This window comes from Micromonospora sp. DT201, from assembly GCF_049841575.1.
GTDB lineage: Bacteria > Actinomycetota > Actinomycetes > Mycobacteriales > Micromonosporaceae > Micromonospora.
Genome location: NZ_JBNCKP010000008.1, coordinates 200,545 through 217,453, shown reverse-complemented (window position 1 = coordinate 217,453; position 16,909 = coordinate 200,545). Strand labels below are relative to the sequence as shown.

Sequence of the window (16,909 nt, the reverse complement as noted above, 5' to 3'; positions counted from 1 at the left end):
GCGATCTTGCACATTCTGTCCTGGCACAAGGGGCATCCCACCCATGTCGACAGCCACAACTGCAAGATCGATGCGATCCCCTCGCTCGACACACCCTGATCAACCAGGAGTCCCGTTGTCCAGCACGGGTTGACCCGCCGGCCACAGCCCTCGCGCAACGGTGTCCACGTAGGTCCCCGTCTGATCTTCGGCGGATGGACGTAGAGCATCTAAATGTTACGAATCATAGTTCGAGTTTCGTGATATCTATCGCTTGATCTTCCCATCGCAGCGGTAGGGCATCCGGGTCTAGCGTGACGTTGGTTTAAAGATCATCGTGAGCGGCCGGCACCCCCGGCCGGACTCGCGAGAACCGGGTAATCACCCGAAGGAGGTTCCATGGCACGCACCCGCATGGCCGGGGCGCTAGCCGCTGTCCTCGTCCTACCGGCTCTCACCGTCGTTGCCGCGACGTCGCCGGCGTCGGCGGAAGCCGCCGCGCCGAAGGCTGCCCCGCAGAGTGACATGCGTGAGCTCAGTCGCAAGGACTTCACGCTGGACGGTCGGCCGATCGAGACGCCCCCGCGGTACCAGCCGCAGACGGGCGCACGGACGAAGGCACAGGCGGCGGAGACGCCGGCGGTCGGTACCGTCCGTCAGTGGCTCGGCCTCGACGACATTGATGGCTCGGTCTACCGCAAGGACTACACGCTGCGGGCGGTCGGTGAGCACATCGAGGTCTGGGTCGCCAACGACCTGTCGTTCCCGGCCGGCGACTGCCGCGCCCAGGTGCCGTCCTCGACGCAGGTCACCGACGCGCAGGTGAAGCACCTCGTCGACGAGTTCGACACGAACATGTACCCGAAGGAGACCAACGCCTTCAGCACCCCGCCGGACCGGGACGGCAGCAACGCCCAGATCGGGCCGGACGAAGACGGCAACGGTGGGGTCTACACCGGTGCCGGCAACAAGACCGTCACGCTCGTCGACAACGTGCGGGACGACAACTACTACAGCTTCCCGGCCGCCCCGACCTACATCGCCGGGTTCTTCTCCGCGCAGTTCAACGAGCTGCTCGACCGTAACGTCATGACCATCGACGCGTTCGACTGGCTGCACCGCATGACGCCGAACCCGCCGGACGAGCCGACCGACGACCTGTGCACCAGCCGTGGCGCCCGGCCGAACAGCTACGAGGGCACGTTCGCGCACGAGTGGCAGCACCTCGCGCACTACTACACGGACCCCTTCGAGACCACCTGGATCAACGAGGGTCTGTCCGACTTCGCCATGTCGCTGACCGGTTACAGCGACTCGAAGGCCACGGTCTTCGACCGGGGGGTGGAGAGCCACCTCTACTGCTACCAGGGGTTCGGCGAGGTGCAGACGCCGTACAACACGAACCCGCGCGACTGCGGTGGCCCGGAGAACTCCCTCACCCTCTGGGATGAGAGCCCGAACGCGAACGCGGTGCTCGCCGACTACGGCAACGCGTACTCGTTCATGATGTTCCTGTACGACCGTTACGGTGCCGACTTCATGTCCCGCCTGCACCGCGACGGTGAGCGGCAGGGCATCGCGAGCCTGGACGCCGAGCTGGAGACCGTCAAGGTCCACGACGTCTACCAGGTCATTCACGACTACCAGTCGATGACGCTGCTGGACAAGCTCGTCGGCGACTCGCGGCTCGGGATCACCCTCGGCGTCTCCAAGAGCCGGGTGACCACGCCGAGCCTGCGCTCCACCGTCAATCTGGCCAGCACGACGGCGAACGGTACGCCAGGCGCCGCGCCAAACGGTGCCGACTACGTGCAGCTGGGTGCGGCCAAGGGCAAGCTGCTCAGCGGCCGCGACCTGCGCTCGGTGAAGTTCCAGGGTGCGAAGAGCCTGCCCGCCCTCCCGCTGGCATGGACGACCACCACGCAGGACCCGGACCGGTCGGGCAACGCCGTTCTCTTCTCCGGCAACGCCAACAGCCTGGACTCGGCGGCGGTCACCTCGGTTTCGGTGCCGACCACCGACCCGACGCTGCGGTTCGTCGCCAAGTACGGTGCTGAGCTCGGCTTCGACTACGGCTACGTGACCGTGTCGACGGACGGTGGCAGCACCTACACGGCGATCCCCGGCGATCACACCGTCGAGGGGCCGCTCGGCCCGGCGCTGAACGGTACGACGGTCGGCTTCGAGGCCCGTTCGTACGACCTGTCGGCGTACGCCGGAAAGACGGTGCTGCTCGGCTTCCGTTATGTCAGTGACGGCGGCGTCAACGAGGGCGGCCTGCTGCTCGACGACATCACCCTCGGCGGCACGACGCTCAGCGACGGCAGCAGCCTGGCCCCGTTCGACTCGCCCACGGAGATCCGGCCGACCGCGGTCAAGAACTGGAACCTGCGGCTCGTCGGCATCGACGAGAAGCACTCGATCGCCTTGCAGTTCGAGTCCAACGGCAAGTCCGATGTGACGATCGGCAAGCTGGAGCTGGCGGTGCTGGACTTGTTCCCCAAGGTCGTGGCCATCGTGGCGTACGACGATCCGACCGAGCAGGTGTCGCAGTACGCGCCGTACAAGCTCACCGTGAACGGCGTGGTGCAGCCGGGGGGTAACAGCTCGCTGAGCTGACCCGCAACCCCGGTCACGGGGGCACTCGCCGTCGAGTTCGACGGTGGGTGCCCCCGTGTCGTCTCTGCCGGGATCACCGCTGCACCTCAGGTTGCCTTGAGTGATGCGAGGACGTCGAGGTAGTGCGGGTTCTTCATGACGCCCAGTACGTTGCCGAACGGGTCGACGACCGCTGCGGTGATGAACCCTTCGTCCCCGTGTGCAGTGATCGGCTGGTATTCGGTGGCACCCATCGCCAACAGCCGCTCGACGGTGGCGTCGAGGTCGTCGACGTACCAGTGCATGACCACACCGCCCGGCCCCGTCGAAGCGCCGGACGGCGCGAACTTGCGGTCGATGATGCCCAGCTCCGCCTGGTAGTCGCCGATGCGGAACTCGGTGTAGGCCGGGCGTCCGTCGGGCCCCGGGCGCATGAAGTACGCCTCGACGCCGAGGAAGTCCGCGTACCAGGCGGTGGCTGCGGCAACGTCGTCCGCCCAGATGTTGAGTGTCGCAAATCCTCGCACGCTCATCAGGTGTCCTCTCGTCGATGTGTTCGCTGTCGACGTTATCGACGATCGCGGAAGGGTTTGCTTCCGCAATGAAGGTGAGTTCGAGCTGGAGGTGCACCCCGAGGGTGACATCCTGCTCGGCGACGAGTAGCGCTGACCGCTCGGATCAGAAAAGCGTCAGGGGTTCGACAGGTATCGGCTCGGGCAGCGCGTCAAGTTCGGGTACGCGTGCCCGTACCTCATCGTGGAACCGGCGGGCGAGCACGGGCGCGTCGGCGTTGTCCGGGGTGTGGATGAACATCGTCGGCGAGCGTCCCTCGCGTAGCCAGGCCACGGTGACGTCGATCCAGCGCTGCCACCCCTCGGTCGTGCGGGTCGAGTCGTCGCGGCCGAGGTAGCGAACGATCGGCCGGTCGGTCAGCGCAAGCGCCCGGAGCGGCACGCGCGGCTTCTTGGTCCAGGCGTCCCGTTCCGCGTCGCTTGTCGGTGGGCTCGCGAAGAAGGCTGTGGTGTCGAAGGGGATCCATTCGACGGACGCTCTGGCGAGGGTCGCCTCGAGCAGCCGGGCCGCCCGGGCGTCGGTGAAGAACGCGGGGTGACGGACCTCCACCGCGTACCGGTACGACTGCGGGAGTTGATCCAGGAAGCGGTTCAGGGTCGGGACGTCGGCGGGGGCGAACGAGCCGGGAAGCTGGATCCAGAGGGCGTGTGCGCGTGGGCCGAGCGGCTCGATCGCGTTCAGGAAGGTCCGCATCGGGCCACCGGCATCGGTGAGCCGGCGTTCGTGCGTGACGACCTTGGGAAGCTTGAGGACAAAACGGAAATCCGGGTCTGTCTGTGCGGCCCACGATGCCACGGTGTCCCGGGCCGGGGTCGCGTAGAACGTCGTGTTTCCCTCCACGGCGTCGCACCAGCTGGCGTAGTGCCGCAGCCGCTCCGCGGGCGGCAGCAGGTGACCCTGCCACGACTTGTGCGTCCACATCGCGCATCCCACGTGAAGACGCATGACCGCCCTTCCCGTCGTGAACAGCGCCTGAACCGGAGCCCACCGTATACGCGTCACCAGTCGCGACCGGACCGACGGTGCGGCAGATAGGCTCCGGCCCCATGCGTGTGCTGTTCGCCAGTCTTGCGTCCGTCGGTCACACCTATCCGCTGATCCCGCTGGCGATCGCCGCCCGGGACGCCGGCCACGAGGTCCACTTCGCCGCCGGTACGGCCGTGCACGCACCGCTCGCCGCGAACGGCCTGCGGCCGTTGCGCCCCGGCGATGCCTTCTACGAGGTGTACGCCGAAGATCTCGAACCGGAATTGGCGCGGCTCCGCCCCGACCTGGTGGTGCATGAGTGGGGGCTGCCGGGGGCGGCGCTCGCCGCTCATCGGGCCGGCATCCCGGGCATCTGGCACGGGTTCGGTCGGATGTTCCCCGACGGCATCGGCCTTGAACTGCCCACGAGGAACGCCGAGGTCGGTGGCCGGCCGCACGTCGACATCTGCCCGCCTTCCCTCCAGGACAAGGACTTCCTCGCCACGGAACATCGGATCGAGCTGCGGCCGGTCCCGTTCTCGACACCGGCCCCGCTACCCGCATGGGCGAACCGCAGGACGTCCCGACCGTTGATCTACCTGACCCTCGGCACCGCGTTCGGTACGCCGGAACTGCTCAGCACGGCCATTGCCGGGTTGGCGGCGTTGGACGCCGAGGTGGTGGTCGCGGCAGGTCGAGTGCCCCTGGAACAGCTTGGTGAGGTGCCCGACAACGTCAGCGTGCATCCGCTGGTGCCGCAGGCGGAGCTGTTGCCGCACGTGGACGTGGTGGTGCACCACGGAGGGAGCGGCACCACCCTCGGCGCGCTCGCGGCTGGCGTACCGCAGTTGATGTTGCCGCAGGGCGCCGACCAGTTCGCCAACTCCGAGGCGGTCAGTGCTGCCGGTGCCGCCCTGCGGCTGCTCCCCGAGGAGGTGGATGCTGACGCAGTCGCCGAGCGCACACGACGGCTGCTGCCGCGGCACGGGGCCGAGCACCGCGACGCGGTCCGTGCGATCGCCGAGGAGATCGCCCGAATGCCCTCCCCGGCGGCGGTCGCCCACCGCCTACCCGAGTTCGCCAGGGCCGGATAGCCCTACCCGTCGCTCTCCCAGGGACAGATCGAGCGTTGCGAGCTGCGCCGGGTCGGCCACTGGGGCTGACACGCGGTGACCGGCTGGGTGGGGTGACGGTCAACCGGCTGTAGCCCCGCCGCCGGTGTTCAGATGCGGCCGTCAACTTCTGGTTGACGATTGGGGTGCGTCAACCTAGGGTTGACGCATGACCGAACCAATCCAGATGTCCAACATGGTAAAGCTCGACGACCTGATCCAGGCGATCAAGACGGCGCACGCCGACGCGCTCGACCAACTCACCGACGCGGTGATTGCCGCCGATCACCTAGGCGAGGTCGCCGACCACCTGATCGGGCACTTCGTCGACCAGGCCCGACGCTCGGGCGCCTCCTGGACCGACATCGGCCGCAGCATGGGGGTCACCAAGCAGGCCGCCCAGAAGCGCTTCGTGCCGAAGTCGACCGACGCCGCGGCGCTCGACCCGAACGCCGGCTTCGGCCGGTTCACCCCACGGGCCCGCAACGTGGTGGTGGCCTCGCAGGAGGAGGCCCGTGCCAGCGGAAACGTCGAGATCGGCCCCGAGCACCTGGTGCTCGGCCTGCTGGCCGAGCCGGAAGGGCTTGCCGCCAGGGTGATGGCGGGTCGGGGTGCCACTCCCGAGGCGGTGCGGGAGACGGTCGGCGCCGCCCTCCCACCGCGGGCCGAGCAGGTCCCGGATCTCATCCCGTACGACGCGCGCGGCAAGAAGGCGTTGGAGTTGACCTTCCGGGAGGCGCTGCGCCTCGGGCACAACTACATCGGCACCGAGCACATCCTGCTCGCCCTTATCGAGCAGGAGGACGGCGCCGGCGTGCTCACCAACCTCGGCCTGGACAAGGCGGCGGTCGAGGCCGATTTGTCCGCGGCGCTCGCCGCGGCAGTGAACGCCGCCGTTGCGACGGACAGCGACGCCGGGTAGCGCCAGCAGGAACCCGTCCTGCGCCGTCCCGCGAGTGGCATTGCCCTGGGCGGGACGGCGCGCGACGGGCGTCGACGGCCGTAACCCGAGTCGCACGTCCGGAAAATCGCACATGCCCCTACGGGTCGTCACGCCGGGCAGCCCTCCCCTAGCCTCGGGTGACTGCGGTGGCGATCGGCGCATGGCAATGATTAGGCAGGGGAGCGGCTGAGATGTGAACCGTCCACGTGCTGGATCGAGAACTGGTGTTGAGCGAAGAATGCTGACTCGATCACGGGTCCGGGCGGTCAGTGTCCTGGTAACACTCGCCGCCCTGGCGGGGCTGACCGCCTGCACCCCAGAAGACAAACCGGTGGTCGGGCTGCGTGTGGTTGACGGGCAACCGGCTCTGGTCCTGGCGGAATGTGCCGTCTTCGCTCCGGAACGGATAAGCGTCTACACCATTGACGTCACGCCGGCCGCGAGCTGGACCATCGACCGTGACGGCGGCGCGAAGGTGACGGATCTGATCCTGTTGGAGCTGCCGGCGGGTTGGAAGCCTGACGAGCAGACGCTCGTCGCCTTTGATCCCGACACCGAATACTCGGTTGCCGCCTACGGCGATCAGCACAACGCCGTCCCCGTTCACTTCACGTTGCCGGAGGTGACCGGGCTCGGGCCGGAGAAGGTTCTGGTTGGTGGGACGGCCGGCGAGCGGAAGGCGATCACCGAGACCGCCTTCCGCGACCGGGCCAAGAAGGCCTGCTGACGCGGTTGGTCAGGAGGCGTCGGGAAAGCCGTACCGCAGGGCGTGCTCCGGATCGGCAGGATCGATCTGGCGCACGCCCGCGTCGGCGAGCCGCTTGTTGACGTCGTCGAGCTGCTCGCGCACCAGTCGGGCCTCCTCCTCGGTGACCCGGCCCCGGTGCGGCTTGCCGGCGTGCTCCAGCGTGCCGTAGTCGATCTTCTCGGTGCCCTTGCGGGCCTTGGGCGGGCGGACCCGCTCGGCCGTCTTCAGCAGCTGCGCCATCGGCACGTCGGTGGCCATCGCGTCGAACTCGCTGGCGGTCAACACCACCCGGCGGGGCTCACCGCCGCCGTGCCGGTCGTGGATCTCCACCACCGCCACGTCGAGGGCGGCGTCATCGATGTTCTCCACCTCGCCCGGGGTGGCATCCAACTGCACGGGCCCGGCGACCAGGTCCGGGTGCTCCAACACGACGACGCGGACCACCTCGTCGTCCTGCTGCAGAACCGTGCCGGTGAAGTCGGAGACGTGGATCGTCTTCTTGCCCATGCGCGGAGCTTCTCCTGTCGTAGGCCGGGATGCCGGACCACAAGAAATTACCCGACAGGTGTGCGAAAGCCGCCGCTGGACCTCCCCGGTGTGTCGTCCCGCGCGTGAGCTTTACAGGCTGCCCTTCGGTGCCACCCACTCGGTGGGTTGGCCGGTGACAGCCGTGATCCGGTCATAGTCCGTGTCGTAGTGCAGCACGGTTGCGCCGTGCTCTTCAGCGGTCGCTGCGATGATCAGATCAGGCAGCCGGAAGTTACGGTGCTGGCTGTCAGCCGCGAGTATGCGATGGACCGCCAAGGCGCGGTCCATAGCCGTTGTCGTCACGTCCATCCATCTTTGCCCGCGCAGCGCCTGCCAAAGGATCTCGTAGCCCTTCGGATGGGGCGCGTTGTTGAGATATTCCAGGCTGGTCATCTGGCAAGCAGCCAGCCGTCCCTCGGTCAGCAGCGTCTCGAAACGCCGCCGGACCGACGGGTGGCGGCCCTGTAGGACGTAGACCGAGGTATCCGCAAGGTAGATCTGACCGGCCATCAGGCTGCCTCTGCATCGCGGGCCTGCTCGGCGAGCGAGTCCAAGTCGCGACCGCCGCCGTAACGCCAGGCGTCAGCGGAACAAGAGAAGTCCATCTCCACCTGGTCGAACGCGGCAACTATCTCGCGGGCCTGCCGGCGTACGGCGAACGCGTGCAGTGCGGCATTGATGGTGGCCACCTTGGTGTCGGTGCCGAGCACCTCCCTCGCGGCATCCAGCCACTCGTCGTTCACGTCCACGGTGATGCGAGTCATGGCGCGACCATACACCATATTCGGTTCTGCCAAGACACCAAATCCACTGGCAAGCTGGTGCGTCAGTGGGTGTTCAGGCGGTGCCTGCTGGAGCTGCCGACGGACAGCCTGTTCAGCCCGGCCCAGGACAGGGCGTCGGCGCCGCCGACGGCTCGGGGGTTTCGGTAGCGCGGCTGAGGCGGGCCGTCTCGGACCGCCTTCGCCGCCTGCCAGAGTCGCTCGGGATCCTGCTGGTAGTGGTGGTTCGGCTGAATCGGCATGCTTTACCGTCCCAAAGAAACGTGTACAGGTATGGAAATACCTATGAAGGTCGATGGGTATGCCTGGTTCTCCAACCTCGCCCGGCCCTGAGGGATCGTCCGCCCGGCCCGGCGACCCGGCGTACGGTGATCCACGACGGGCGCGGGTGACGGGGAGGTGAGCATGCTCGACCGGCGGCTCCACCTGCACCTGGCCACCTGGCTCGGCCAGTGGCCGGCGGGGCCGGGGCTGCACGTGGTCGCCTCCCAGAGACGCTCAGAACCGGCCTGGGACGGCAGGCTGCGCCCGGCGCTCGCCGTGCAGACCGGGCCGAGCGCAGTGCTCTCCGTGGCGCCGGAGCGGGTGGCGGCGATCCGCTCGCTGGCCCGGCATGCACCGGAGCGGCTGCTGGCCGCGCTGCCGGAGGCAGTCGGGCTGCCCGACTGGTGCGTGCACGACGGCCTCTTCCGGTGGAGCCGGGCACCCGCGCCGCTGGCTGACGTGGGGGAGTGGACCGAGCCGACGTCCCCCGGGCTGCCGCCCTGGCTGCGGCTCTTCGACAGACCGGTTCTGGTGGTCCGCGCCGCGGACGGCACCTACCTGGCCGGTGCGGGGATCAAGCGGCACGACGCGTACGGGCATGAGTTGGCGGTGGGGACCGAACCGGCCGCTCGGGGTCGCGGCCTCGCCCGCCGCCTGGTGGCACAGGCCGCGCGGCGGGTGCTCGACGAGGGCGCGGTGCCCACCTACCTGCACGAGCGGGACAATCACGCCTCGGCCCGGGTCGCCGACGCCGCCGGGTTTCCCGACCGGGGCTGGCGGGCGTACGGGGTCTATCCACGCTGAGTGGCGATGGGCGCGGACCGTGAATCCGGGGCCGGATCCACGGTCCGCAACCTCTCCCCAGGCCCCGGTTGCGGGCGTGCCGGCCCGCGCGTTGGGCGGGTCGGTACGTGTCGATCACGCTACGTATCGAAATGGCGTGGGGCAAGATGTGAGCTGTCGATTCGGAGTGTCGAAAAGTGGACTTGACCTGCGGCTGGGTCCGTCGATGCGACTGGCCGGGTTAGTGACGTAGCGTGCGGATCAGGTCGAAAACCTGTCTGCCCCGGAGAACGGTCGTGCACCCAGTAGAGGATCACGCCCATGTACGCCAGCCAGAGCAACTCGGGCAACTGCGGGCATAGCTCGGCGTCGACCCAGAGGCAGGCGAACCAGGCGCCGTCGCCCGGGCGCTCGGCTGCGGTCCGCTCGGCTGCGGTCCGCCTTGCTGCGAGCCGATCAGCTGCGAGCCTTGTGGGTTGTATTGCATGGGGAGCCGGCCGATCGGTGCGATGGGCGGGTGGGCGACCAGCGACTGTGGACCTTGTGTTCTCGCCGACCGATGCGGCTCAGCTGGCCAGACCGAGTGCCTCGGCCGCCGCCCGGCCGTTGGCGTGGCTCGCGCCGTACGTGGTGACGAAGGCGCGTACGCCCGCCGGGCGCCACTGTGCCGGCCAGCCCATCTCCACCACGGTCACCGGATGCTCGGCGGCCAGGCCGGCAATCAGCTCCGGGCCGCCGGGCAGCCGGTGCAGGTGTCGTCCGACCAGCACGATGGGACGGTCGCCGGCCAACTCGCGCAGCTTCGCCACGTCGGTCTCGGCGGCGATCACCCGGATCTCCGGCACCCCGTCGAGGTGCGGACCGAGACCCCACGGCACCCGACCCTCGGCGATCGTCGACTCGGTGTGCAGCTGCACCACCAGTGGTCGGTCCAGGTCGGTGAGCACCCCGTCCACCCGGACCGCTCGGCGCGCTGCCGCGTACCCCAGCTCGGTGTCACCGGTGGCCGACGACCGGACGGCGGCCCGGGTCCAGGCGGCGAGCTCGGCGGCGCGGCCGGCTGCCTCTTCGACCCGCGCGGTCGCCAACCGGCCGTCGGTGAGGGCGTCGACGATCTCGGCGGCCACCCGCTCGACCAGTTGGGCGTCGACCTTCGCACCGATGCAGAGCAGGTCGGCGCCAGCGGCCAGGGCACGGACCGCTGCCGGCCCGACTCCGCCGGCAGCCACCGCGGCACCCTTCATCTCCAGCGCGTCGGTAATGACGGCGCCGGTGAAGCCGTAGTCGGTGCGGAGCAGGTCGACCAGGACGGCCCGGCTGAAGGTGGCCGGGTCGGTGCCGGTCAGTGCCGGCACCCGGATGTGCGCGGTCATCACGGCGCGTGCCCCGGCTGCGACGACAGCCGCGAACGGCGGCAGGTCCCGCTGGCGCAGCAGGCTCAGTGAAGCGTCCACCGTGGGTAGCTCGTGGTGGGAGTCGGCGACGGTGGCACCGTGCCCGGGGAAGTGTTTGGCGCAGGCGGCCACACCGGCGGCCTGCAACCCGGTCACGGCAGCGGCCGAGTGGGCAGCCACCCGCAGCGGATCCGCGCCGAAGGACCGGGTGCCGATCACCGGGTTGTCGTCGGCGGTGTTGACGTCCACCGTCGGGGCGAGGTTGACGGTGATGCCGAGCGCGGCCAGCTCGGCGCCGATCGACTGGTAGACCCGTCGGGTGAGCGCTACGTCGCCGATCGCGCCGAGGGCGGCATTTCCGGGGTACGGGCTGCCGGTGGCGTGCGCCAGCCGGGTCACGTCGCCACCCTCCTCGTCGATGGCGATCAGCACATCCGGCCGGCCGGCGCGCAGTGCGGCGGTGCTTGCCGCCACCTGCGCTCGGTCATGCACGTTGGTCCCGAACAGGGTGTGCCCGGCCAGCCCGTCGGCCAGCAGGTCGACCGCCCAGTCCGGTGGGACCGGTCCCGGGTACGCGGCGAGCAGCGTGCCCAGCGCCAGCCGGCGCAGTCCTGGATCCAGCCCCACGTGATCTTCCCCCTTCGGTGCCCAGCGGGTACGGAAACGTCGTACCGGTGGTGGTGTCCGCCCTGCCGAATCGGCCGAGCGCCCCGCCTCCGGGTGGCCGATACGCTACGGCTACCCGTTCGCAGGTAAGTTTACAGTTAGCAAAGTTTACTAAAACTAGAGGACGTGTCATGAGTGCGACCCGGCTGCCCGGCACCCCCCGCCTGTTGCGGGCGCTCAACGACCGTGCGGCACTGGAGTTGCTCCTCGAGCGCGGCCCGCTCACCCGGGCCCGGCTCGGCGAGCTGACCGGGCTGTCGAAGGTCACCGCCTCGCAGCTGGTCGAGCGGTTGGAGGAGCGCGGCCTCGTCACCCGGGTCGGCGAGCAGGCCGGCGGGCGAGGGCCGAACGCCCAGCTCTACGCGGTCAGCCCAGGCAGCGCGCATGTGGTCGGCGTGGACGTCGGGCCGGACCGGGTCGTGGCCGCGTGTGCCGACATCACCGGTGCGGTCATCGGTCGGGTGGAGCAGTCGACTCGGGACACCGACGACCCGGTGGGCGTGGTGCACAACGCCGTGGTGCAGGCCGCGAGCAGCGCCCAGGCGCAGCTGAGCAGCGTACGGCGGATCGTGCTCGGCACCCCGGGCCTGGTCGACCCGGGCACCGGCGACATCACGTTCGCCTTCAACCTGCCGCGCTGGCACAGTGGCCTGCTCGCCGCGTTGCGGGAAGACCTGCACACCCCGGTGGTCTTCGAGAACGACGTCAACCTCGCCGCGGTGGCCGAGGCGCAGTCCGGTGCCGCGCAGGGGTTGGCGGATTTCGTGCTGGTCTGGGTAGGTGCCGGCGTCGGCCTGGCGATCATGCTGGGTGGGCGGTTGCACCACGGCAGCAGCGGTGCCGCCGGTGAGATCGGCTACCTGCCGGTGCCCGGTGCGCCCATTCCGCGCGACGTCTCCCGGCGCGCCAAGCCGGCCTTCCAGCAGCTGATCGGCGCGGACTCGGTGCGCGCGGTGGCCCGCGAACACGGCTACCCGGACACCGAGGCCGCCGAGGCGGTCCGCGCGGCTGTTGCGGCCGGCGCCGACGGCGGCCCGATGCTCGACGAGTTGGCCCGCCGGCTCGCGCTCGGCGTGGCCAGCACCTGCGTGGTGCTCGACCCGCCACTGGTCGTGCTCGCCGGCGAGGTGGGCCAGGCCGGCGGCGCTGCGCTCGCCGACCGGGTGCAGCACGAGGTCGCCGCGATCACGCTGGTCCAACCTCGCGTCGTGCCGACCGGGCTGACCGAGGAGTCGATCCTGCAAGGCGCGTTGCGGACCGCCCTGGACGCCGTACGCGACGAGGTGTTCGGCTCCACCGTCGGCTGAGCCCGCTGCGGCGGTCATGTGAAGGAATATTTCACCGCTGATCGGCGGGTTGCAAGCTCTTGCCGTGCCCCGCGCAGGTCCCCGGGCCGCCCGAAGCGAGGCGGGCGGCCCGGTGGACCGCGACTCAGATCAGGTCGCGGCGACGGAACACGGCGAACGCCCCAGCGGTCAGCCCGCCGGTGAGCACGAGCAGCACCAGCAGCGCCGGCCCCCAGGTCAGGCTGTAGAAGCCCTCGCAGTATTCGCCGGTCCGGTTGCCGGAGCAGATCTGCGGATCCCAGAACTGCGTCTCGCCGGTCAGCCACGCCCGATGTGGCTGGAGAGCATCAACTGGTCCGGACGCCGGGCGTCGACGATCTCCAGGACCAGACGGCCGCCCAACTCCCACACCACCGCGTACGCCGCCGCCGCCCCCAACGCCGCCGACGTGTGCCGACCCAGCGTGGCGATCGCGAAGCCCAGCGCGGAGGCCAGCAGCACCAGCACCAGGCCGCGGCCGTGCACCGCACCGAGCGAACGCCAGAACTCACTGTTCAACCGGCTGGGCAATCCGGCGGTCTGCCCGATCACCCAGAAGGTCGCGAGATAGGCCAGCGAGGCCAGCACCGACAACACCAGCACAGAGCCAAGCAGGGTGCCCAACTTGGCGCCGAGCACCGTCAACCGACGCGGACGCCACAGCAGCAGGTTCACCACGCCACCTGAGTTCAGATCCGCGCCGATGTACGAGGCGCCGACCAGGAAACCGAACAGCACCAGGAATGCGATCAGGAAGTACAGCAACGGACGGGCCTGCTGGGCGAAGCTGAACACCCCGGGGAGATAGTCGGCCAGGATCGGCAGCCGGTCGGCCCGGATCGGGTCGAGCGCCGAGCAGTCGGTGGAGCGGTAGCTCTCCATGTCGCCCGCCGGGAGCGTGCCGTTCTGCCGGGCCAGGCACTCCTGGAAGGTGATCTCCATGCTCTTCAGAGTCTCGGACGCCTGCGCCTGGGCGTGCGCCATCTCGTCAGCGCTCGGCTTGTGGGAGCCGGCCAGCGTGGTCGCCGCAGTGACGGCGAACGCCACGATCAGCAGGACCACCATGAGCTGCACGAAGCGACGCGCGGACAGCCGCTCCAACTCGGCACGAACCAGGTTCACGCGTCCGCTCCCCGATCGAGGTTGATCACAGCTTCGTCCTGATCGGCGTACGGCAGCGCCGTGCCGTCGACCTGCCGAGGCACCGACGGATGCTCGTACGCACCCGTCAGCTCCAGGAAGACGCTCTCCAGATCCGGCCGAAGCGGTGTCAACTCGCCCACCCACAGCCCCTGCTCGCCGAGCACCCGGCTCACCACCGTCGGGTCGCTCACCCCACTCACCACAAGCGCCTCGCCGTCGACGACCGCCGTCAGCTCCGCCGCCTGCAGCAACTCGACAGCGCGGTCCGGCTCGGCCACCCGCACCAGGAACTCGTGCCGGTCGTAGCCCGCCAGCACCTCGTCCACCCGGCCGGCTGCCACCCGGCGCCCCTGCGAAATGATCGTGACGTGGTCGCAGATCAGCTGGATCTCGCCCAGGATGTGACTGGACACCAGCACAGTCACCCCGCTCGCCGCCAGCGACCGCATCAGGTCCCGCATCTCCCGGATGCCCGCCGGGTCCAGCCCGTTCGCCGGCTCGTCCAGGATCAGCAACCGTGGGTCCTTCAACAGCGCGGACGCCACCGCGAGGCGCTGCTTCATGCCCAGCGAGTAGCCCTTGACCCGCTCATCGCCCCGGTCACGCAGGCCCACCAGATCCAGTGCCTCGTCCACCCGCGAGACCGGCACCCCACCGGCACGGGCCAACAACCGCAGCGTGCGGTACCCGGTGAAGTTGCCGAAGAACTGGGGGCTCTCGACGATGGCGCCGACCTTGCCAGCCACCCGGGGCAGCAGCTCCGGCGACGGTTCGCCGAGCACAGTCATCCGCCCGCTGTCGGCCCGCACCAGCCCGAGCAGGGCGCGCAGCGTGGTGGTCTTGCCGGAGCCGTTGGGGCCCAGAAAGCCGTGGACCTGGCCCGCCTCGACCAACAAGTCGAACCCATCCACCGCCACCCGCCTGCCGTTTCGGATGCTGTGGAAGGTCTTGCGCAGACCCTCGATCTCGATGACCGCGCTCATCCGCGCAGCTCCGTACCTCGACGGGGCATGGGCTGTCCTCCGGGTGTGGTGATCAACGACACGGCGCTTCACCCTATGGCGGGGGCGCCGCCCATGGGGGGCGCCTCGTCGCTGCGTGGTTGGATGGTGAGGTGACTGGTGATCTGATCCCCGGCGTTGCCGGCGCTGAGCCTGCCGCCGCCCCCGTGGACCCGGATCTGGTGGTCAGCCTGGACGGCGTCGGCGTACGCCGGTCTGGCACTGCCCTCCTTGAGAACCTGACCTGGCGGGTCGAGCTGGACGAGCGATGGGTCGTCCTCGGCTCCAACGGTGCCGGCAAGACCACACTGCTCAACCTCGCCGCAGGCCGACTGCACCCCACCACCGGTGTCGCGCACGTGCTCGGCGAGCGGATCGGCCGCACCGACGTCAACGAGCTGCGTACGCGCATCGGGCTCACCACCGCCGCACTCGCCGAGCGGCTGCCCGCCGACGAGCAGGTCAGCGACGTGGTGGTGACCGCCGCCTGGTCGGTGGTCGGCCGCTGGCGGGAGGACTACGAGCGCGGTGACGAGGCGCGGGCGCGGGCGCTGTTGAGCCAGCTCGGCGTCGCTGGTCTCGCCGAACGCCGCTACGGCACCCTCTCCGAGGGGGAGCGTAAGCGGGTGCAGATCGCCCGTGCCCTGATGACCGACCCGGAGCTGCTGCTGCTCGACGAGCCCGCCGCCGGGCTCGACCTGGGCGGTCGGGAAGACCTGGTCGCCCGACTGGCCGAGCTGGCGTACGACCCGGATGCCCCGGCGATGGTGCTGGTCACGCACCACGTGGAGGAGATTCCGCCGGGGTTCACCCACGCGCTGCTGCTGCGGGAGGGCGGAGTCGTCGCCCAGGGTCTGCTCGCCGAGACGCTGACCGGCGACAACCTTTCCAAGACCTTCGGCCTGCCGCTGCTGGTCGAGCGTTCGGGCGATCGCTACACCGCCCGGGCCGTCTGAGCGCCGGACAGGGCGGAGACGACAGTGCCGCAGACCCGGGTTGCCGTGGTGGGAAGCGCCAACATGGACCTGGTCGCGATGGCACCTGCGCTGCCGCGGGTGGGCGAGACCATGCTCGGCACCGACTTCGTGATGCTGCCCGGCGGTAAGGGTGCCAATCAGGCCGTCGCCGCGGTTCGGGCCGGCGCCTCCTGCGCCTTCCTCGGCGCGATCGGCTCGGACGCCTTCGGCGTCACCCTGAAGGCCCGCATCACCGCAGCCGGGGTGGACACCAGCCAACTGCGCGTGGTCTACGGCACCTCCGGGGTCGCACTGGTGATGGTCAACGCCCAGGGTGAGAACGCCATCATGGTGACTCCCGGTGCCAACGACGCGCTGGTCAGCCTCACCGAGGAGGAGCTGGCCACGGTGCGCGCGGCGGACGTCCTGGTCGCCCAGCTGGAGATCCCCGTGCAGACCGTGACAGCCGCCGCGGTGGCTGCCCGCGCGGCCGGCACCCGGGTCATCCTGAACGCCGCCCCGGCCCGGGACCTCCCGCCCGAGCTGCTCGCCGCCGTGGACGTGCTGGTCGTCAACGAGGGCGAGGCGCAGGCGCTCGCCGGCCGAGGCCGGGAGGAGCCCCGTGCGCTGCTCGAACTGACCCCCCGGGCCGTGCTCACTCTCGGCGGCGAGGGTGCCTGGTACGTCGACCGGGACGGCACCGAAGTGCACGTTCCAGCAGTACGGGTCGACGTGGTCGACTCCACCGCCGCAGGCGACGCGTTCACCGCGGCGCTGGCCGTTGGCTGGGGCGAGGGGCGTGACCTGGTCGACGCGGTGCGCTGGGCGTCGGCGGCCGGCGCTGCCTGCGTACGCAAGCTCGGCGCCTCGGTGGCGCTACCCCGACGCGCCGAGATCGACGAGCTGTACGCGCCGGCCTGACGACACCCGCGCTTGACGGGTAAGTCCCAACTCAAGACGGGGCTGCGTCGCGGCGAAGGGCGCTGGCCCTCCGCTTTGGCTGCCCGCCCTGCCGATGTGCTGTTGAGTGGTATGCCTGTGAGTCATAAATATGACTCACAGGCATACCACTCACTGCCGCATCTGCCCCCACTGAGGTGACCGACAGTCACCGCCGGCCGCCGGCTGCGCTCACCGCCCCAGCCAGG

General features: G+C 69.7%; 18 protein-coding genes. 8 read left to right on the top strand and 10 right to left on the bottom strand.

Annotated features, from left to right (window positions below):
* Positions 1-378: 378 nt before the first annotated feature.
* Complete coding sequence (locus ACLQ28_RS16605; RefSeq protein ID WP_425687158.1) at positions 379-2,598, top strand: peptidase M6 immune inhibitor A; 2,220 nt, start codon at positions 379-381, stop codon at positions 2,596-2,598.
* A gap of 86 nt (positions 2,599-2,684) precedes the next feature.
* On the opposite strand, the gene ACLQ28_RS16600 is transcribed toward ACLQ28_RS16605, so the two are convergent.
* Together ACLQ28_RS16600 and ACLQ28_RS16595 are read right to left on the bottom strand one after the other, a co-directional pair.
* Positions 2,685-3,110, bottom strand: coding sequence for a VOC family protein (locus ACLQ28_RS16600; protein WP_425687157.1), 426 nt, complete (start codon positions 3,108-3,110; stop codon positions 2,685-2,687).
* Between the two features lie 145 nt (positions 3,111-3,255).
* Positions 3,256-4,071: a DUF72 domain-containing protein gene (locus ACLQ28_RS16595; protein ID WP_425687205.1), complete on the bottom strand. Its 816-nt coding sequence runs from the start codon at positions 4,069-4,071 to the stop codon at positions 3,256-3,258.
* Between the two features lie 125 nt (positions 4,072-4,196).
* Between ACLQ28_RS16595 and ACLQ28_RS16590 the strand changes: the two genes are divergently transcribed.
* The 3 genes from ACLQ28_RS16590 to ACLQ28_RS16580 all read left to right on the top strand — a co-directional run bounded on the left by ACLQ28_RS16590 (position 4,197) and on the right by ACLQ28_RS16580 (position 6,898).
* Positions 4,197-5,210 carry a glycosyltransferase gene (locus ACLQ28_RS16590; protein ID WP_425687156.1) on the top strand — a complete coding sequence of 338 codons (1,014 nt, stop codon included), beginning with the start codon at positions 4,197-4,199 and terminating at the stop codon, positions 5,208-5,210.
* 187 nt (positions 5,211-5,397) lie between these two features.
* Positions 5,398-6,150 (top strand): Clp protease N-terminal domain-containing protein, encoded by a 753-nt coding sequence (locus tag ACLQ28_RS16585; protein ID WP_425687155.1) that lies wholly within the window; start codon positions 5,398-5,400, stop codon positions 6,148-6,150.
* A gap of 259 nt (positions 6,151-6,409) precedes the next feature.
* Complete coding sequence (locus tag ACLQ28_RS16580) at positions 6,410-6,898, top strand: hypothetical protein (RefSeq protein ID WP_425687154.1); 489 nt, start codon at positions 6,410-6,412, stop codon at positions 6,896-6,898.
* 9 nt (positions 6,899-6,907) lie between these two features.
* Here the strand turns inward: ACLQ28_RS16580 and ACLQ28_RS16575 are convergent, their stop codons facing one another.
* From ACLQ28_RS16575 to ACLQ28_RS16560, 4 genes are all read right to left on the bottom strand, one after another.
* Complete coding sequence (locus ACLQ28_RS16575; RefSeq protein WP_425687153.1) at positions 6,908-7,426, bottom strand: hypothetical protein; 519 nt, start codon at positions 7,424-7,426, stop codon at positions 6,908-6,910.
* Positions 7,427-7,537: 111 nt separating this feature from the next.
* A complete protein-coding gene (locus ACLQ28_RS16570) occupies positions 7,538-7,957 on the bottom strand; it encodes a PIN domain nuclease (RefSeq protein WP_425687152.1) in 420 nt (139 codons plus the stop codon).
* Entirely contained in the window at positions 7,957-8,211 is a 255-nt protein-coding gene (locus ACLQ28_RS16565; protein WP_425687151.1) for a type II toxin-antitoxin system VapB family antitoxin, read from the bottom strand. The genes ACLQ28_RS16570 and ACLQ28_RS16565 overlap by 1 nt, the downstream gene beginning before the upstream one ends.
* A 62-nt stretch (positions 8,212-8,273) precedes the next feature.
* Complete coding sequence (locus ACLQ28_RS16560; RefSeq protein WP_425687150.1) at positions 8,274-8,471, bottom strand: DNA repair protein; 198 nt, start codon at positions 8,469-8,471, stop codon at positions 8,274-8,276.
* A 163-nt stretch (positions 8,472-8,634) separates the two neighbouring features.
* Between ACLQ28_RS16560 and ACLQ28_RS16555 the strand changes: the two genes are divergently transcribed.
* Positions 8,635-9,297 (top strand): GNAT family N-acetyltransferase, encoded by a 663-nt coding sequence (locus tag ACLQ28_RS16555; RefSeq protein WP_425687149.1) that lies wholly within the window; start codon positions 8,635-8,637, stop codon positions 9,295-9,297.
* 119 nt (positions 9,298-9,416) lie between these two features.
* On the opposite strand, the gene ACLQ28_RS16550 is transcribed toward ACLQ28_RS16555, so the two are convergent.
* Together ACLQ28_RS16550 and ACLQ28_RS16545 are read right to left on the bottom strand one after the other, a co-directional pair.
* Complete coding sequence (locus ACLQ28_RS16550; protein WP_425687148.1) at positions 9,417-9,626, bottom strand: hypothetical protein; 210 nt, start codon at positions 9,624-9,626, stop codon at positions 9,417-9,419.
* A gap of 216 nt (positions 9,627-9,842) precedes the next feature.
* Positions 9,843-11,297 (bottom strand): glycoside hydrolase family 3 N-terminal domain-containing protein, encoded by a 1,455-nt coding sequence (locus ACLQ28_RS16545; protein ID WP_425687147.1) that lies wholly within the window; start codon positions 11,295-11,297, stop codon positions 9,843-9,845.
* Between the two features lie 170 nt (positions 11,298-11,467).
* On the opposite strand from ACLQ28_RS16545, the gene ACLQ28_RS16540 reads away from it, so the two are divergent.
* Positions 11,468-12,643, top strand: coding sequence for an ROK family transcriptional regulator (locus ACLQ28_RS16540; protein WP_425687146.1), 1,176 nt, complete (start codon positions 11,468-11,470; stop codon positions 12,641-12,643).
* Between the two features lie 297 nt (positions 12,644-12,940).
* Here ACLQ28_RS16540 and ACLQ28_RS16535 read toward each other — a convergent pair whose 3' ends face one another.
* Entirely contained in the window at positions 12,941-13,783 is an 843-nt protein-coding gene (locus ACLQ28_RS16535; protein WP_425687145.1) for an ABC transporter permease subunit, read from the bottom strand.
* A complete protein-coding gene (locus ACLQ28_RS16530; RefSeq protein WP_425687144.1) occupies positions 13,780-14,787 on the bottom strand; it encodes an ABC transporter ATP-binding protein in 1,008 nt (335 codons plus the stop codon). The genes ACLQ28_RS16535 and ACLQ28_RS16530 overlap by 4 nt, the downstream gene beginning before the upstream one ends.
* 131 nt (positions 14,788-14,918) lie before the next feature.
* Between ACLQ28_RS16530 and ACLQ28_RS16525 the strand changes: the two genes are divergently transcribed.
* Both ACLQ28_RS16525 and ACLQ28_RS16520 read left to right on the top strand, forming a co-directional pair.
* A complete protein-coding gene (locus ACLQ28_RS16525) occupies positions 14,919-15,761 on the top strand; it encodes an ABC transporter ATP-binding protein (protein WP_425687143.1) in 843 nt (280 codons plus the stop codon).
* A gap of 24 nt (positions 15,762-15,785) precedes the next feature.
* On the top strand, positions 15,786-16,682 hold the full coding sequence (locus ACLQ28_RS16520; protein WP_425687142.1) for a ribokinase: 897 nt from the start codon (positions 15,786-15,788) through the stop codon (positions 16,680-16,682).
* The last annotated feature ends 227 nt before the right edge of the window (positions 16,683-16,909 follow it).

Excerpts from the sequence above, each read along its gene's own strand:
- ACLQ28_RS16605 (WP_425687158.1), top strand. The coding sequence starts at position 379 with ATGGCACGCACCCGCATGGCCGGGGCGCTAGCCGCTGTCCTCGTCCTA.
- ACLQ28_RS16600 (WP_425687157.1), bottom strand. The coding sequence starts at position 3,110 with ATGAGCGTGCGAGGATTTGCGACACTCAACATCTGGGCGGACGACGTT.
- ACLQ28_RS16595 (WP_425687205.1), bottom strand. The coding sequence starts at position 4,071 with ATGTGGACGCACAAGTCGTGGCAGGGTCACCTGCTGCCGCCCGCGGAG.
- ACLQ28_RS16590 (WP_425687156.1), top strand. The coding sequence starts at position 4,197 with ATGCGTGTGCTGTTCGCCAGTCTTGCGTCCGTCGGTCACACCTATCCG.
- ACLQ28_RS16585 (WP_425687155.1), top strand. The coding sequence starts at position 5,398 with ATGACCGAACCAATCCAGATGTCCAACATGGTAAAGCTCGACGACCTG.
- ACLQ28_RS16580 (WP_425687154.1), top strand. The coding sequence starts at position 6,410 with ATGCTGACTCGATCACGGGTCCGGGCGGTCAGTGTCCTGGTAACACTC.
- ACLQ28_RS16575 (WP_425687153.1), bottom strand. The coding sequence starts at position 7,426 with ATGGGCAAGAAGACGATCCACGTCTCCGACTTCACCGGCACGGTTCTG.
- ACLQ28_RS16570 (WP_425687152.1), bottom strand. The coding sequence starts at position 7,957 with ATGGCCGGTCAGATCTACCTTGCGGATACCTCGGTCTACGTCCTACAG.
- ACLQ28_RS16565 (WP_425687151.1), bottom strand. The coding sequence starts at position 8,211 with ATGACTCGCATCACCGTGGACGTGAACGACGAGTGGCTGGATGCCGCG.
- ACLQ28_RS16560 (WP_425687150.1), bottom strand. The coding sequence starts at position 8,471 with ATGCCGATTCAGCCGAACCACCACTACCAGCAGGATCCCGAGCGACTC.
- ACLQ28_RS16555 (WP_425687149.1), top strand. The coding sequence starts at position 8,635 with ATGCTCGACCGGCGGCTCCACCTGCACCTGGCCACCTGGCTCGGCCAG.
- ACLQ28_RS16540 (WP_425687146.1), top strand. The coding sequence starts at position 11,468 with ATGAGTGCGACCCGGCTGCCCGGCACCCCCCGCCTGTTGCGGGCGCTC.
- ACLQ28_RS16530 (WP_425687144.1), bottom strand. The coding sequence starts at position 14,787 with ATGAGCGCGGTCATCGAGATCGAGGGTCTGCGCAAGACCTTCCACAGC.